At 67.3% G+C, this 15,124-nt stretch carries 12 protein-coding genes and 1 pseudogene; all 13 read right to left on the reverse strand.

Going from position 1 to position 15,124, the window contains the following annotated elements:
• Positions 1-159: pseudogene (locus IV113_RS21285) on the reverse strand (cell division protein FtsZ); the annotation flags it as partial.
• A 230-nt stretch (positions 160-389) separates the two neighbouring features.
• Positions 390-1,619, reverse strand: coding sequence for a cell division protein FtsA (gene ftsA / locus IV113_RS21290; protein ID WP_291089194.1), 1,230 nt, complete (start codon positions 1,617-1,619; stop codon positions 390-392).
• Between the two features lie 13 nt (positions 1,620-1,632).
• Entirely contained in the window at positions 1,633-2,427 is a 795-nt protein-coding gene (locus IV113_RS21295) for a cell division protein FtsQ/DivIB (protein WP_291089197.1), read from the reverse strand.
• A 15-nt stretch (positions 2,428-2,442) separates the two neighbouring features.
• Positions 2,443-3,408, reverse strand: coding sequence for a D-alanine--D-alanine ligase (locus IV113_RS21300; protein ID WP_291089200.1), 966 nt, complete (start codon positions 3,406-3,408; stop codon positions 2,443-2,445).
• Positions 3,405-4,814 (reverse strand): UDP-N-acetylmuramate--L-alanine ligase, encoded by a 1,410-nt coding sequence (murC, locus tag IV113_RS21305; protein WP_291089202.1) that lies wholly within the window; start codon positions 4,812-4,814, stop codon positions 3,405-3,407. The genes IV113_RS21300 and murC overlap by 4 nt, the downstream gene beginning before the upstream one ends.
• The gene (murG, locus tag IV113_RS21310) at positions 4,811-5,884 is read right to left on the reverse strand and encodes an undecaprenyldiphospho-muramoylpentapeptide beta-N-acetylglucosaminyltransferase (protein ID WP_291089205.1); all 1,074 of its coding nucleotides are present in this window, start codon (positions 5,882-5,884) and stop codon (positions 4,811-4,813) included. Before murG ends, murC begins: the two co-directional genes overlap by 4 nt.
• On the reverse strand, positions 5,881-7,071 hold the full coding sequence (gene ftsW, locus IV113_RS21315) for a putative lipid II flippase FtsW (protein WP_291089344.1): 1,191 nt from the start codon (positions 7,069-7,071) through the stop codon (positions 5,881-5,883). Before ftsW ends, murG begins: the two co-directional genes overlap by 4 nt.
• 125 nt (positions 7,072-7,196) lie before the next feature.
• Positions 7,197-8,975 carry a UDP-N-acetylmuramoyl-L-alanine--D-glutamate ligase gene (gene murD, locus IV113_RS21320; RefSeq protein WP_291089209.1) on the reverse strand — a complete coding sequence of 593 codons (1,779 nt, stop codon included), beginning with the start codon at positions 8,973-8,975 and terminating at the stop codon, positions 7,197-7,199.
• A 2-nt stretch (positions 8,976-8,977) separates the two neighbouring features.
• Positions 8,978-10,156 (reverse strand): phospho-N-acetylmuramoyl-pentapeptide-transferase, encoded by a 1,179-nt coding sequence (mraY, locus tag IV113_RS21325; protein WP_291089211.1) that lies wholly within the window; start codon positions 10,154-10,156, stop codon positions 8,978-8,980.
• Positions 10,146-11,564 carry a UDP-N-acetylmuramoyl-tripeptide--D-alanyl-D-alanine ligase gene (murF, locus tag IV113_RS21330; RefSeq protein ID WP_291089214.1) on the reverse strand — a complete coding sequence of 473 codons (1,419 nt, stop codon included), beginning with the start codon at positions 11,562-11,564 and terminating at the stop codon, positions 10,146-10,148. Before murF ends, mraY begins: the two co-directional genes overlap by 11 nt.
• Positions 11,561-13,072, reverse strand: coding sequence for a UDP-N-acetylmuramoyl-L-alanyl-D-glutamate--2,6-diaminopimelate ligase (locus IV113_RS21335; protein ID WP_291089217.1), 1,512 nt, complete (start codon positions 13,070-13,072; stop codon positions 11,561-11,563). The genes murF and IV113_RS21335 overlap by 4 nt, the downstream gene beginning before the upstream one ends.
• Positions 13,072-14,805 carry a penicillin-binding protein 2 gene (locus tag IV113_RS21340; protein ID WP_291089220.1) on the reverse strand — a complete coding sequence of 578 codons (1,734 nt, stop codon included), beginning with the start codon at positions 14,803-14,805 and terminating at the stop codon, positions 13,072-13,074. Before IV113_RS21340 ends, IV113_RS21335 begins: the two co-directional genes overlap by 1 nt.
• Positions 14,802-15,095: a cell division protein FtsL gene (gene ftsL / locus IV113_RS21345; protein WP_291089223.1), complete on the reverse strand. Its 294-nt coding sequence runs from the start codon at positions 15,093-15,095 to the stop codon at positions 14,802-14,804. Before ftsL ends, IV113_RS21340 begins: the two co-directional genes overlap by 4 nt.
• Positions 15,096-15,124 lie beyond the last annotated feature (29 nt).

Consider the following 15,124-nt stretch of genomic DNA (forward strand, 5'->3'; position numbering starts at 1 on the left):
GAGCGACTGCGCATCGGTGTTGGCGCAGATGAACTCCACGCCCTGCACGCTGCGCGCGATCATGTGCTCGACCGCGTTGCCGCCGCCACCGCCCACGCCAATGACCTTGATCTGGGTGCCCAGGTTGAATTCTTCGACTTCAATCATTTCGATGCTCATGGTGTGCTCCTTGTGTGCCTGTTGATGGGCGCTTGTGATTCAAAAACGTTCGGATTCGGATTCGGGTCGAGGTCGGGGTTATCCAGGCGGTCCGGTGTGTTCGGCACACCGTCCTCGTCGTCGCCTTCGAACGCCAGGGTCCAGTCCAGAGGCACCGAGGAACCGGCTTTGCCGGGCCTCAGGTGCCGCCCCCTTCAGGGGGTCACGCGCAGCGTGGCGGGGGTGTTTCATTAAAAGGTCCCCACAAACCAGTTTTTCATGCGTTCCAGTGCGCCTTGCACGGAACCTGCCTTTTGTGAAACCTTGTGCCCGCGCACACGCGCCAGGCGCGCTTCTTCGAGCAGACCCATCACCGTGGCCGCGCGGGTCTGCGCCACCATGTCGGACAGTGCGCTCGCGTAGTTGGGGATGCCACGGCGCACGGGTTTCAGAAAGATGTCTTCGCCGAGTTCCACCATGCCGGGCATGACGGCGCTGCCGCCGGTGAGCACGATGCCCGAGGACAACATTTCCTCATGGCCCGAATCGCGCAGCACCTGTTGCACCAGCGAGAAGATCTCTTCCACGCGCGGCTCGATCACGCCGGCCAGGGCCTGGCGACTGAGCATGCGCGGGGCGCGGTCGCCCAGACCGGGCACTTCCACCTGCGTGTCCGGGTCGGCCAGCAACTGCTTGGCGCAACCGCTTTCCACCTTGATGTCTTCGGCGTCTTTGGTAGGCGTGCGCAGCGCCATGGCGATGTCGCTGGTGATCAGGTCGCCCGCGATCGGGATCACCGCGGTGTGGCGGATCGCACCGCCCGAAAAGATCGCCACGTCGGTGGTGCCGGCGCCGATGTCGACCAGCGCCACGCCGAGTTCCTTTTCGTCGTCGGTCAGCACCGCTTGGCTGGAAGCCAGCGGATTGAGCATGAGCTGGTCCACCTCGAGGCCGCAGCGGCGCACGCACTTGATGATGTTTTCCGCTGCGCTCTGCGCACCGGTCACGATGTGCACCTTGGCTTCCAGCCGGATGCCGCTCATGCCGATCGGCTCCTTCACCTCCTGGCCGTCGATCACGAACTCCTGCGGCTCCACCAGCAGCAGGCGCTGGTCGGTGGAGATGTTGATCGCCTTGGCGGTCTCGATCACGCGCGCCACGTCGGTGGCGCTGACTTCGCGGTCCTTGATCGCCACCATGCCGCTGGAGTTGATGCCGCGGATGTGGCTGCCGGTGATGCCGGTGTAGACGCGTGCGATGCGGCAGTCGGCCATCAGCTCCGCCTCTTTGAGCGCTTGCTGGATGCTCTGCACGGTGGCGTCGATGTTGACCACCACGCCACGTTTCAAACCGTGGCTGGCGGCCACACCGAGGCCCGCGAGCTTGAGTTCGCCGTTGGACTGGACCTCGGCGACCACCACCATGATCTTGGCGGTGCCGATGTCGAGTCCGACCACCAAATCCTTGTATTCCTTGGCCATGATTGCTTCTTGATTACCGTGTGGGTTGCGTTGTGGTGGGGGCGATGTCGGTGACGGTGGTCACGCCGCGCAAGCGCAGGGCGTAACCGTTGGGGTAGCGCAGATCGACCGACTGCAGCGCGCCGGCGTAGCGCTCGGTGAGCTGGGACAGGGTGGCGCTGAAGCGGCGCGTGCGCGCCAGCAGTTCGTCCGGCGTGCCCCGGCCCAGTTCGACCTGCGCACCGTTGTCCAGCTGTGCGCGCCAGCCGCCGCGCTCGGTGAGTTCCAGCCGCTCCAGGCCGAGTTCGAGCGGTGCGAGTTCGGCTTGCAGCCGCTGGTACAGCGCCCACACCTGGGCCGACTGTTCAGCAGGCCCAGCGAGTTCGGGCAGGTTGTCGCTGTCGTCGGGGCTGGCTTCAAACACTTCACCGAGCTGGCTGACCAGCCGGCCCGAACCCGACTCGCCCCACCACGCCACGGCCTGGTGCTCCTGCAGCGTCACGCGCAGGCGGTTGGGAAACTCGCGCTGCACCACGGCCTGGCGCACCCAGGGCACGCCCTCGAACAGCTCGCGCACCTGCTGCAGATCCACCGTGAGGAAGCTGCTGGACAGGCGTGTCTTCATCTGCGTGGCCAGTTGGGCGCGAAAGCTCACCGCGTTCTGGTGCGTCACGTCACCCTGCACCGTGATGGCCTTCACCGTCCACACCGGGTGGCGCACCAGCCAGGTGCCTAAAGCGCCCAGGCACAGCACGGCAAACAGCACGACCAGCGCGTGCGTGAGCGCGGTCATGAGCTTGACGTCCAGGGGCATGGGTGTGGTGGCCATGGGGTGGTGCGGCGATCAGGCCGGGTTGTCCAGCGCGGCGCTGGCCAGCAGCGAGAAGCACAGGTCTTCGTACGACAGACCGGCCGCCTTGGCCGACATCGGCACCAGCGAATGACCGGTCATGCCGGGCGAGGTGTTGATCTCCAGCAGGTACGGCTTGCGCGTCTTCGCGTCGATCATCACGTCGGCACGCGCCCAGCCACGGCAGTCGAGCGTGCGGAAGGCCTTGAGCACCAGCGCCTGGATCACCGCCTCCTCACCTTCGGGCAGACCGCAGGGCACGAGGTATTTCGTGTCGTCGGTGAAGTACTTGTTCTGGTAGTCGTAGTTGCCTTCGGGCGCCACGATGCGGATCACGGGCAAGGCCTGCGCGGTGTCGCCCGTGCCCAGCACCGGGCAGGTGACCTCGTCCCCGGCGATGAACTGCTCGCACATGACCAGCGGGTCCTGCTTCGCGGCCAGCTCGTAGGCGGCAGCGCACTGTGCTTCGCTGGTGACCTTGGTCAGGCCAATGGTCGAGCCCTCGCGCACGGGCTTGACGATCATGGGCGAGCCCAGGGCGCGGTACGCGGCCACGGTTTGCTCGGCGCTGTGCACCTGGCGCCAGGCCGGCGTGGCCAGGCCTTCGGCCATCCAGATGCGCTTGGTCATGAGCTTGTCCATCGCCACGGCCGAGGCCATCACGCCGGGTCCGGTGTAGGGAATGCCCAGCAACTCAAGCGCGCCCTGCACCGTGCCGTCTTCGCCGAAGCGGCCATGCAGCGCGATGAAGCAGCGGCTGAAACCTTCGCGCTGGAGCTCGTCCATGCTGCGCTCGGCCGGGTCGAAGGCGTGGGCGTCAACGCCCTTGGACTTCAGCGCGGCCAGCACGCCGGTGCCCGACATCATCGAGACCTCGCGCTCGGCCGAACGCCCGCCCATCAAGACCGCCACCTTGCCCAGCGCCTTCGGATCGATCACCGTGTTGTCCTTTGTGTTCATGCTGCAGCTCCATCCGCCAGTTCCATCACGCGGCCAGCCACCGCGCCCACGGTTCCCGCGCCCATGCACAGGATCACGTCACCGTCCTGCGCGTTGTCCAGCACCGCCTGGGGCATGGCGTTGATGTCGTCCACGAAGACCGGCTCCAGCTTGCCGGCCACGCGCAGCGCCCGCGCCAGCGAACGGCCATCAGCCGCCACGATGGGGCTCTCGCCCGCGGCGTAGACCTCAGCCAGCAGCACCGCGTCGGCGTGGTTGATCACCTTCACGAAGTCTTCAAAACAGTCGCGCGTGCGGGTGTAGCGGTGCGGCTGGAAGGCCAGCACGAGCCGGCGGCCCGGGTAGGCGCCGCGCGCCGCCGCCAGCGTGGCCGCCATCTCCACCGGGTGGTGGCCGTAGTCGTCCACCACGGTGCAGTGGCCGCCGCGGGGCAGCGCGGCTTCGCCGTAGCGCTGGAAGCGCCGGCCCACGCCCTTGAACTCGGCGAGTGCCTTCACCACGGCGGCGTCGTCCACACCGAGCTCCACCGCGATGCCGATGGCGGCCAGTGAGTTGAGCACGTTGTGATCGCCCGGCAGGTTCAGCACCACGTCGAGATCGGGGAGCTCCACGCCGTTGCGCCGCTGCACCGTGAAGTGCATCTGCGTGCCCACCGCACGCACGTTGATGGCGCGCACCTGTGCGTCTTCAGAAAAGCCGTAGCTGGTGATGGGCCGTGCGATCAGCGGCAGGATTTCGCGGATGGCCGCGTCGTCCACACAGACCACGGCCGCGCCGTAGAACGGCATCTTGTGCAGGAACTCCACGAACGCGGCCTTGAGCTTGCCGAAGTCGTGGCCGTAGGTGTCCATGTGGTCAGCGTCGATGTTGGTGACGACCGAGAGCACCGGCAGCAGGTTCAGAAACGAGGCGTCGGACTCGTCGGCCTCGACCACGATGTACTCGCCCGAGCCCAGCGCGGCATTGACGCCCGCGCTGTTCAGGCGCCCGCCGATCACGTAGGTCGGGTCCAGTTCGGCGGCGGCCAGCACACTGGCCACCAGGCTGGTGGTGGTGGTCTTGCCGTGCGTGCCCGCGATGGCCACGCCCTTCTTCATGCGCATGAGTTCGGCCAGCATCACGGCGCGCGGCACCACCGGCACCAGCTTGGCGTGGGCGGCCACCACCTCGGGGTTGTCTTCCTTCACCGCGGTGGACGTGACGATGGCATCAGCCCCTTCGATGTGCGCGGCGTCGTGGCCGATGAACACCTCGGCACCCAGGGCCACCAGGCGGCGCGTGACCGTGCTCTCACCCAGGTCGCTGCCGGAGATGCGGTAGCCCTGGTTCAGCAGCACCTCGGCAATGCCGTTCATGCCGGCGCCGCCGATGCCGACGAAGTGGATGTGTCGAATGGCGTGTTTCATGTTGTCTGGACTTTCGCGAGTTGCTCGCAGGCGGACACCACGGCCGCCACGGCTTCTGTTTTCTGCATCTGTTTGGCCTTCTCGGCCATCGCCACCAGTTGTTCGCGCTGCACGCTTTGCAAGCGCAGAGCGAGTTGTTGGGGGCTGAGTTCGGTTTGTGGCACCAGCCAGGCCGCGCCCGCGTCCACCAGGAAGCGCGCGTTGGTGGTCTGGTGGTCGTCCACCGCCGACGGGAACGGCACGAACAGCGCGGCCGCGCCCACGGCGGCGATCTCGGTCACGGTGCTGGCGCCGCTGCGACAGACGATGAGGTCGGCATCCGCGAAGGCCTGGGCCGTGTTGTCGATGAAGGGCGTGAGTTCGGCGTGCACGCCGGCGGCGATGTAGTTGGCGCGCAGGGCGTCGATCTGCTTCTCACCGCTCTGGTGGACCACCGTGGGGCGTTGCGGCTCGGGGATCAGCGCCAGCGCCTGCGGCACCACGTCGTTGAGCGCCTTGGCGCCCAGGCTGCCGCCCACCACCAGCAGACGCAGCGGACCGCTGCGGCCGGTGAAGCGGTCGGCAGGTGGAGGCTGGTGCAGGAACGGCGCGCGCAGCGGGTTGCCGACCCACTGAGCCTTCTTGAACACGTTGGGGAAGGCGGTGAACACCCGGTCGGCCACACCGGCCAGCACCTTGTTGGCCATGCCGGCCACCGAGTTCTGCTCGTGCAGCACCAGCGGTTTGCCGGCGAGCACGCCCATCATGCCGCCAGGGAAACTGATGTAGCCACCCAGGCCCACGACCACGTCGGGCTTCACGCGGCGCACCACCTGCAGGGCCTGCCAGAAGGCGCGCAACAGGCGCAGTGGCAGCAGGGCCAGCGTGATCACGCCCTTGCCGCGCACACCACCGAAGTCGATGGTCTCCAGCACAAAGCCGCGCGGCGGTACGAGCCGGCTTTCCATGCTGGCGGGCGCGCCCAGCCAGTGCACGCGCCAGCCGCGCTCGCGCAGGGCTTCGGCCACGGCCAGACCGGGGAAGATGTGGCCGCCGGTGCCACCGGCCATGATCAACGCGCAAGGGGTCATGAACGGCCCCCCTTCATCATCTGGCGGTTTTCGTAATCGACTCTGAGAACAATGGCGATGGCGACGAGGTTCAACAAGATGGCCGAACCGCCGTAACTCATCAAAGGCAACGTCAGACCCTTGGTCGGCAAGGCACCCAGGTTCACCCCGATGTTGATGAAGGCCTGGAAGCCCATCCACAGGCCCACGCCCTGAGCCACCAGACCGGAAAACACCTGATCGAGCGCAATCGCCTGGCGACCGATGTGCATGATGCGGCGCGTGAGCCACAGGAACAGGGCGATCAACACCACCACGCCGAGCAGGCCGAACTCTTCGCCGATCACGGCCAGCAGGAAGTCGGTGTGGGCCTCGGGCAGCCAGTGCAGCTTCTCCACGCTGCCACCCAAGCCCACGCCAAAGATCTCGCCGCGGCCGAACGCGATCAACGAGTGCGAGAGCTGGTAGCCCTTGCCCAGCGCGTGCTCCACGCTCCAGGGGTCGAGGTAGGCAAACACCCGCTGGCGTCGGAACTCGCTGGTCATGACCATGAGCGCGAACGCACCCACGACGACCAGCGCCATGAGGAAGAACATGCGCGCGTTCACGCCCCCCAGGAACAGGATGCCCATGGCGATCACCACGATCACCATGAAGGCGCCCATGTCGGGCTCTGCCAGCAGCAACATGCCGACCACGGCCACGGCCACGGCCATCGGCGCCACGGCCTGGAAGAAGCGCTGCTTCACATCCATCTTGCGCACCATGTAGTCGGCGGCGTAAATCAGCACGGCCAGCTTGGCCAGCTCGGACGGCTGGAAGTTCATGATGCCCAGCGAGATCCAGCGGCGGGCACCATTCACACCCTTGCCGATGAAGGGCAGCAGCACCAGCGCCAGCAGCACCAGCGCGATGGCAAACAGGAAAGGCGCCATCTTTTCCCAGCTGCGCAAAGGGAACTGGAACGCCACCACGCCGGCCACCAACCCGATGGCCATCGAAATCGCGTGGCGCAGCACAAAATGGGTGTGGGCGTAGTTGGCAAAGCGCGGGTTGTCGGGCAGTGCGATCGAGGCCGAATACACCATCACCAGACCCCAGGCGAGCAAGGCCACCACCACCCACAGCAGGGGCTGATCGAAGCCGAGCTCGCGCACAGCGACGTTGCGCGTGCCGGCGTAGGTGCGGTTGGACAAGCGCACCGGCAGTCCATCGCGCGACGAGCCGCCCGCGAGCGCGCCTGCAAGGTCTCGACCCAACAAGCGCGGATTGAGCGCGGCCAGTCCTTCGCGCAGGCGCTGCGACCAGGTCAGCGTGGGCACGGTTCTCTTTTTCACAGCCCCCCCTCCAGGCTCATGCCCCGCTCCGCGGCCAAAGCGGCGACCGCGTCAACGAACACGCGGGCGCGGTGCTCGTAGTTGTCGAACATGTCCAGGCTGGCGCAGGCGGGCGACATGAGCACCGCGTCGCCCGAGCGGGCCTGCTCTGCGGCGAGCCCGACGGCCTCGGGCAGCGTGGCGGCATCGAGTTGGGGCACATGGTCCTCGTCCAGCGTATCGCCCACCGCTGCGCGGATGCGCGCGGCGTCGCGGCCGATGTAGACCACGGCGCGCGCAAAGCGCGCCAGCGGCTCGGCCAGCGGCGCGAAGTCCTGTCCCTTGCCGTCGCCACCCAGGATCACGACCAGCCGGCGCTCGGCGCCCAGACCGTTCACCGCCGCCAGCGTGGCGCCCACGTTGGTGCCCTTGCTGTCGTCGAAGTACTCGACCTCGTCGATGATGGCCACGGGTTCGACGCGGTGCGGTTCACCCCGGTACTCGCGCAGGCCGTGCAGCATGGGGCCGAGGGCAGCGCCGGTGGAGGTGGCCAGGGCCAGCGCGGCGAGCGCGTTGGCCGCGTTGTGGCGGCCGCGGATGCGCAGCGCGTCGACGGGCATCAAACGCTGGAAATAGATTTCCTCGGCGTCATCGGAGGCACGACCCCGTTTGCGCGTTTCGTCCAACGCCAGGGCACGCACCAGCCAGGCCATGCCGTTGAGCGACTCGATGCCCCAGTCGCCGGCGCGCGTGGGTGCGTCCAGCCCGAAGCTGGCCCAGGGCCGTGCGCTCTGCTGGCGGTTGCGGTTGCCCACCTTCACCGTCACCAGGCCAGGTTGCAGCGCCATGACCTGCGGGTCGTCGCGGTTGAGCAGCATGAGGGCCTGGGTACCGAACACGGCGGCCTTGGCCTGCGTGTAGGCGGCCATGCTGCCGTGCCAGTCCAGGTGGTCTTCGGTGATGTTGAGCACGCTGGCGGCGGTGGGTACGCGATCCCAGTCGGTCCCGGCCGTGCCGTCGAGCTGGAAGCTGGAGAGTTCAAGCACCCACACGCGGGGCAGGTGCACCGGCTGCGGTGGCTCGATGGGGGGCGGCACGAGCATGACCGGGCCCTCTTCATCGGCTTCGGCAGCAGGCGCTGGTGCTTCGTCATCAGCGGGTTCAGACTCGTCGACATCACCTGGTTCCGCGTCCATCACCGCGTCTGCCAACGGTGCAACGGCCAATGGTGCTTCGACCAAAACCTCGGCGGCTGCGCGCTCGTCGTCGGCCTGCTGGGCCACGGCTTCCGCGTCGAGCGCGGCGGACAACACGTCCAGCAGCGCCGGTCCGATGTTGCCGGCCATGGCCACGTGCACACCTGCGCGCTGCAGCAGCAGGGTGGTGAGCGAGGTGACGGTGGTCTTGCCGTTGGTGCCGGTGATGGCCAGCACCTTGGGGCGGTAGGGCAGGCGCTCGCGCTCGGCGAGGGCCTTCAAGGCGCGTGCAAACAGGCCCAGCTCGCCGAGCACGGCCACGTTGTGGGTCTGTGCCCAGCCGAACACCGCCCGCAGCGAGGCCGGGGCCAGGCCGGGGCTGCGCGCGATCAGCGTCCAGTCCTGGCGCGCCAGGAGCGAATCGTCGAAGGCGCCGCTCACGAAGTTGGCCCCCGGGCATTCGGTGCGCAGAGCAGCCAGCTGCGGCGGCTGTTCGCGTGTGTCGGCCACGGTCACGCTCGCACCCTGGCGCACGCACCAGCGCGCCATGGCCAGGCCGGAGGCGCCCAGGCCGAGGATGAGGACGTGTTGGTCGTGCATGTTCAGCGCAGCTTCAGCGTGGACAGGCCCACGAGGCACAACAGCATGGTGATGATCCAGAAGCGCACGACGACCTGCGTCTCCTTCCAGCCCTTTTTCTCGAAGTGGTGGTGCAGCGGTGCCATCTGGAACAACCGGCGACCAGTGCCATGGCGGCGCTTGGTGTACTTGAACCAGGTCACCTGCAGCATCACCGAGAGCGCTTCCACCACGAAGATGCCGCCCATGATGGCCAGCACGATTTCCTGGCGCACGATGACGGCGATGGTGCCCAGGGCGCCGCCGAGCGCGAGCGCGCCCACGTCACCCATGAAGACCTGGGCCGGGTGGGTGTTGAACCACAGGAAGGCCAGGCCCGCGCCGGCCATGGCGGCGCAGAAGATCAACAGCTCACCGGCGCCCGGGATGTGCGGCAGCAGCAGGTACTTGGCGAACACCGCGTTGCCGGTGACGTAGGCGAACACGCCCAGGGCCGAGCCCACCATCACCACCGGCATGATGGCCAGGCCATCGAGACCATCGGTGAGGTTGACCGCGTTGCTCGACCCGACGATGACGAGATACGTCATGACCACGAAGCCGAACACGCCCAGCGGGTAGCTGATCTCTTTGAAGAAGGGCACGAGCAAACCGGCTTGTGGCGGCAGGTCGAGCGTGAAGCCGGACGAGACCCAGGCAAAGAACAACTGCAGCACCCGCAGGTTGCTGGTCTCGGACACGCTGAACACCAGATAGAACGCAGCGACCAGACCGATGATCGACTGCCACATGTACTTCTCGCGCGAGCGCATGCCCTCCGGGTCCTTGTTCACCACCTTGCGCCAGTCGTCCACCCAGCCGATGGCGCCAAAACCCAGCGTGACCAGCAGCACGATCCACACGAAGCGGTTGGACAGGTCGAACCACAGGATGGTGGAGAGCGCAATGGAAAACAGGATCAGCACACCGCCCATCGTGGGCGTGCCGCCCTTGCTGATGTGCGTCTGCATCGCGTATTCGCGGATCGGTTGGCCGATCTTGAGCGCCGCGAGACGACGGATGAAGTAAGGGCCGACCGCCAGACCCACGAGCAGCGCGGTGAGCGCGGCCATGACGGCTCGGAACGTGAGGTACTGGAACACCCGCAGGAAACCGAAATCGGGCGACAGGCCTTGCAGCCACAGGGCCAGGCTAGGCAGCATGGGCGTTGTCCTTCTTGTTGTTGTGTTGTGCGGGATCGAGCGCCAGCAAAGCCTGCACCACGCGCTCGGTGCGCATGAAGCGCGAGCCCTTGACCAGCACGCTCTGGAACACGGGGCGGTCGTCGCTCACGGCGGCGCACACCGCGCCGGCCATGGCGGGCACTTCGTTCCAGTGCGTGACGGCGGGCCACACCTTGGCGGCCTGGCCCATCCAGTCACCAGCCACGTGCACAGCTTCTATGCCGCGTTGGCGCGCGTGAAGCAGCACCTCTTCGTGGAACGCGAGGCCTTGTTCACCCACTTCGCCCATGTCGCCCAGCACCAGCAGGCGCGGCGCGGGCAACTCGGCCAGCACATCGATGGCGGCGCGCACCGAGTCGGGGTTCGCGTTGTAGGTGTCGTCGATCAAGGTGAGGGTGCGGCCGTCGAGATGCAGCGCCAGCGCGCGCGAGCGTCCGCCCACCGGCTCGAACGCGTCGAGCCCGCGCACCACGGCATCCAGCGTCACGCCAGCGGCCAGCGCGCAGGCGGTGGCGGCCAGAGCGTTGCGCACGTTGTGCCGGCCGGCGATCTTCAGGTGCACCGTGCCCTTGCCGGCGGGCGAAGTGAAGCACAGCGTCCAGGCGCCGTCCTGCCACTCGGTCTTGAGCGCCATCACGTCGGCTGCCGGATCGGTGTCGCTGAAGGTCATCACGCGGCGGCCCGCGGCAAGGCCGCGCCACAGTGGCGTGTAGGTGTCGTCAGAGGGGAACACGGCCACGCCCTCGCCCGCCAGCGCCTGGATGACCTGCCCGTTTTCGAGCGCCACGGCTTCCACCGTGGCCATGAATTCCTGATGCTCGCGCTGCGCGTTGTTGACCAAGGCCACCGTGGGCAGCGTGAGTGCAGCGAGTTCGGCGATCTCACCGGGGTGGTTCATGCCCAGCTCAACCACCGAGAGCTTGTGCGTGGCGCTCAGGCGCAGCAAGGTGAGCGGCACACCGATGTCGTTGTTGAAATTGCCCTGCGTTGCGTGAGCCGCATCGCCCACCGCCGCACGCAGGATGAACGCGATCATCTGCGTCACCGTGGTCTTGCCGTTGCTGCCGGTCACGGCGATCAGCGGCAGATTGAACTGGGCGCGCCACAGACGGCCGAGCTCGCCGAGGGCGCGGCGCGTGTCGGGCACTTCCACACCGGGCAGGCCGGCCTGCGCCAGGCCGCTGTGCGCGATGGCCGCCACGGCGCCCTGCGCTGCTGCCTGTGGCAGGAAGTCGTGCGCATCGAAACGCTCACCCTTGAGCGCGACGAACAGATCGCCCGGCTGCAGACTGCGGGTGTCGGTGTGCACGCGGGTGATGGCCACATCGGGCTGGCCCACAACGCGGGCGCCGCTGAGTTGGGTGAGCAACTGACCGAGCGTCTTCATGCGTGGACTCCCTGCGCTGCGCGATCGGCCAGCGCCTGGCGTGCGTGAACCAGATCGGAGAACGGTTTCTTCACACCCATCACCTCCTGGTAGTCCTCGTGACCCTTGCCGGCGATCAGCACGACGTCAGCTGCCTGGGCACGCGCCACGGCCATCGCGATGGCCCCAGCACGGTCGGGCTCAACCAGCGCAGCACCGGGGTGGGCGAGGCCTGCGACCATCTGGCCCAGGATGCGGATCGGGTCTTCGCTGCGCGGGTTGTCGCTGGTGAGCACGGCATGCGCCGCTTCGCGTTCGGCCACGGCGGCCATGATCGGGCGCTTGCCGGCATCGCGGTCGCCGCCGCAGCCCACCACCACCCACAGTGCACCGCCCCGTTGGGCCGCCAGGGGCTGCAGGGCCTGCAGCGCTTTTTCCAGCGCATCGGGCGTGTGCGCGTAGTCCACCAGCACCAGCGGCTGATCGATGGCGGCGGCTTCGGCCTGCTCCATGCGCCCGGGCACTGGTGTAAGCGCGCCGCAGGCCTTCACGGCTTGTTGCAGCGAGATACCCAAGCTGCGGGCCGCCGCGAGCACGCACAACAAGTTGGACACGTTGTAGCGACCCACCAAAGGCACTTGCAAGGTGTGGCGTTCGAGCTCGACGCCCTGCAGATCCCGCTCCACAACGCCGAAGGCCATGCCGGCGCGGGTGAAGGTGATGTCCACGGCGTTCAGCCGGGCCGTTGAATCGATGCCCACGGTCCACAGGTCCAGCCCGTGTCCATTCGCACGAGACGCCAGTTGCTCGCTTCGGGCATCGTCGGTATTGACCACCGCTGCGCCCAGACCAGGCCAGTCGAACAGCGCGGCCTTGGCCTCCCAGTAGGCGTCCATGCTGCCGTGGAAGTCGAGGTGGTCCTGGGTGAAATTGGTGAACACGGCCACGCGCACCTGCGTGGCGTTCAGGCGTCCTTCGATCAAGCCGATGGACGAGGCTTCGATCGCACAGGCTTTCATGCCTTCGTCCACGAACCGGCGCAACTGCTGCTGCAGCATCACCGGGTCGGGCGTGGTGAGACCAGTGGGCACCAGCGTCGAGCCCGGCTGACCCATGCCCAGGGTACCGACCACGGCGCAGGGCCGCGCGCAGACCGAGAGCAACTGCGCGGTCCACCATGCGCACGAGGTCTTGCCGTTGGTGCCGGTGATGGCCACCACATCGAGCGCTGCGCTCGGGTGGTCGCAAAACCCGCTGGCAATGGCGCCGGCCTGCGCCTTGAGACCACGCACAGCCAGCACGCGTTCATCGTCCAGCGCAAAGGCCTCGACACCATCCCGCTCGACCAACGCCGCCACGGCGCCAGACGCCAGGGCACCGCCCACGTAGCGGCGCCCGTCGGTGGCCGCACCGGGCCAGGCGACGAAACCATCACCTGCCTGCAAGCGGCGGCTGTCGCAATGCAGCGCGCCGGTCACGCTCGCACGCAGCCAGGCGGCGACGTCAAGGGGTTGGTCCTGCGTCTTCATCAAAACGACTCCTCGACCACTTCGGTGACGATCTGCGGCTTCACGCTCATGTCGGGTTGCACACCGAGGATGCGCAAGGTCTGCTGCACCGTTTCGCTGAACACGGGCGCCGCCACCAGACCACCGTAGTACTGACCGTTGGTGGGTTCGTCGACCATCACGGCCACCACGATGCGTGGCGCCTCCACCGGCGCCAGCCCCACGAAGAAGCTGCGGTACTTCTTGTCGGCGTAGCCCTTGCCTTCCTGTTTTCGCGCGGTGCCCGACTTGCCACCCACCGAGTAGCCCATGGTCTGTGCACGCGAGCCCGTGCCGCCGGGGCCGGCCGCGAGTTGCAGCATGGCGCGCACGGCGACCGCGTTCTTCTCGCTGAACACGCGAACGCCACCCACCGGCTCCTCGGCCTTCTGCAGCGTGACCGGGATCAACTCGCCGTCGCGCGCGAAGATGGTGTAGGCCTGCGCGAGCTGGAACAACGAGGCCGAGAGGCCGTAGCCGTAGCTCATGGTGGCCTGCTCGATCGGACGCCAGGACTTGTAGGGACGCAGGCGGCCGGTCACGGCACCGGGGAAAGGCACCTGGGGCTTCTGCCCGAAGCCGGCCTGGGCGTAGGTCTCCCACATCTCGCGCGGGCTCATCTGCATGGCCAGCTTGACGGTGCCCACGTTGCTCGACTTCTGGATGACCTGGGCCACGGTCAACACATCGTTGGGATGTGAATCGCTGATGGTGGAGCCACCGATCGTGATGCGGCCGGGCGCCGTGTTGATGGGTGTGGTGGGCTTGACCAGCCCCTTGTCCAGCGCGAGTGCGGTGATGAAGGGCTTCATTGTCGAGCCGGGCTCGAAGCTGTCGGTGAGCACGCGGTTGCGCAACTGCTCGCCGCTGAGGTTCATGCGCCGGTTGGGGTTGTAGCTGGGGTAGTTGGCCAAGGCGAGCACCTCGCCGGTCTGGGTGTCGAGCACCACCACGCTGCCCGCGCGCGCCTTGTGGGTCAGCACCGCTTCCTTGAGCTTCTGGTAGGCGAAGTACTGCACCTTGCTGTCGATCGAGAGCTGCAGGTCCGGGCCGTCCACCGGCGGCACCACGTCGCGCACGTCTTCGACCACGCGGCCCAGTCGGTCCTTGATGACGCGGCGCGAACCGTTCTTGCCCGAGAGTTGCTGGTTGAACGCCAGCTCCACGCCTTCCTGACCCCGGTCTTCCACGTTGGTGAAACCGACCACGTGCGCGGCCGCTTCACCTTCGGGGTATTGGCGCTTGTACTCGCGGCGCTGGTAGACGCCCTTGATGCCCAGCGCGGCGATCTCCTTGGCCACCGGCTCGTCCACCTGGCGCTTGACCCACACAAAGGTCTTGTCGTCCACCAGCAGGCGCTTGCGCAGCTCGGCCAGGGGCATGTCCAGCAGCTTGGCCAGCTGCTTCAGCTTGGGATCGGCGCGGTCCACGTCTTCGGGGATGGCCCAGATGCTTTGCGCCACCACGCTGGAGGCAAGGATCAGACCATTGCGATCGAGCACACGGCCCCGGTTGGCCGGCAGCTCCAGGGTGCGCGCAAAACGCACCTCACCCTGGCGCTGGAAAAAGTCGTTGCCGAACACCTGCACATACGCCGCACGGCCGCCAAGGCCTGCGAACGCCACCGCCAGCGCAGCGACGATGAACTTGCTGCGCCACACCGGCGTCTTGCTGGCCAGCAACGGGCTGGCGCTGTAGTTGATGCTGCGGCTCATTTCGCCACCTCCGCAGGTGCTGCGGGCTCGAACACCGTCACGTACTGCGTGATGCCCGGTGTAACCGGGCGCATCTGCAACTGGCGAGTGGCGAGCTGCTGCACCCGCGCCGGCGTGGCCTGCGCGCGCTTTTGCACCTGCAGCTGTTCGTGCTCGGATTCCAGCTTGCGCGACTGCGCCTGCGCCTTGTCGAGCGCGGCGTACAGCCGGCGCGACTCGTACTGGGTGTGCACGAGGTAGAAGGCGCTGGCGACCACGGCCAGCAGCAGGACGAGGTTGAGGCGAATCACGGCAAAGCCCCCACGCTTGTCACTGCGTG

The organism is Hydrogenophaga sp. (genome assembly GCF_018780385.1).
Classification (GTDB): domain Bacteria; phylum Pseudomonadota; class Gammaproteobacteria; order Burkholderiales; family Burkholderiaceae_C; genus Hydrogenophaga.

What these genes read in the sequence shown, in the direction of transcription:
- murF (WP_291089214.1), bottom strand. Translation starts at nt 11,564, where the DNA reads ATGAAGACGCTCGGTCAGTTGCTCACCCAACTCAGCGGCGCCCGCGTT.
- ftsA (WP_291089194.1), bottom strand. Translation starts at nt 1,619, where the DNA reads ATGGCCAAGGAATACAAGGATTTGGTGGTCGGACTCGACATCGGCACC.
- IV113_RS21300 (WP_291089200.1), bottom strand. Translation starts at nt 3,408, where the DNA reads ATGAACACAAAGGACAACACGGTGATCGATCCGAAGGCGCTGGGCAAG.
- murD (WP_291089209.1), bottom strand. Translation starts at nt 8,975, where the DNA reads ATGCACGACCAACACGTCCTCATCCTCGGCCTGGGCGCCTCCGGCCTG.
- IV113_RS21295 (WP_291089197.1), bottom strand. Translation starts at nt 2,427, where the DNA reads ATGGCCACCACACCCATGCCCCTGGACGTCAAGCTCATGACCGCGCTC.
- murG (WP_291089205.1), bottom strand. Translation starts at nt 5,884, where the DNA reads ATGACCCCTTGCGCGTTGATCATGGCCGGTGGCACCGGCGGCCACATC.
- IV113_RS21335 (WP_291089217.1), bottom strand. Translation starts at nt 13,072, where the DNA reads ATGAAGACGCAGGACCAACCCCTTGACGTCGCCGCCTGGCTGCGTGCG.
- murC (WP_291089202.1), bottom strand. Translation starts at nt 4,814, where the DNA reads ATGAAACACGCCATTCGACACATCCACTTCGTCGGCATCGGCGGCGCC.
- IV113_RS21340 (WP_291089220.1), bottom strand. Translation starts at nt 14,805, where the DNA reads ATGAGCCGCAGCATCAACTACAGCGCCAGCCCGTTGCTGGCCAGCAAG.
- mraY (WP_291089211.1), bottom strand. Translation starts at nt 10,156, where the DNA reads ATGCTGCCTAGCCTGGCCCTGTGGCTGCAAGGCCTGTCGCCCGATTTC.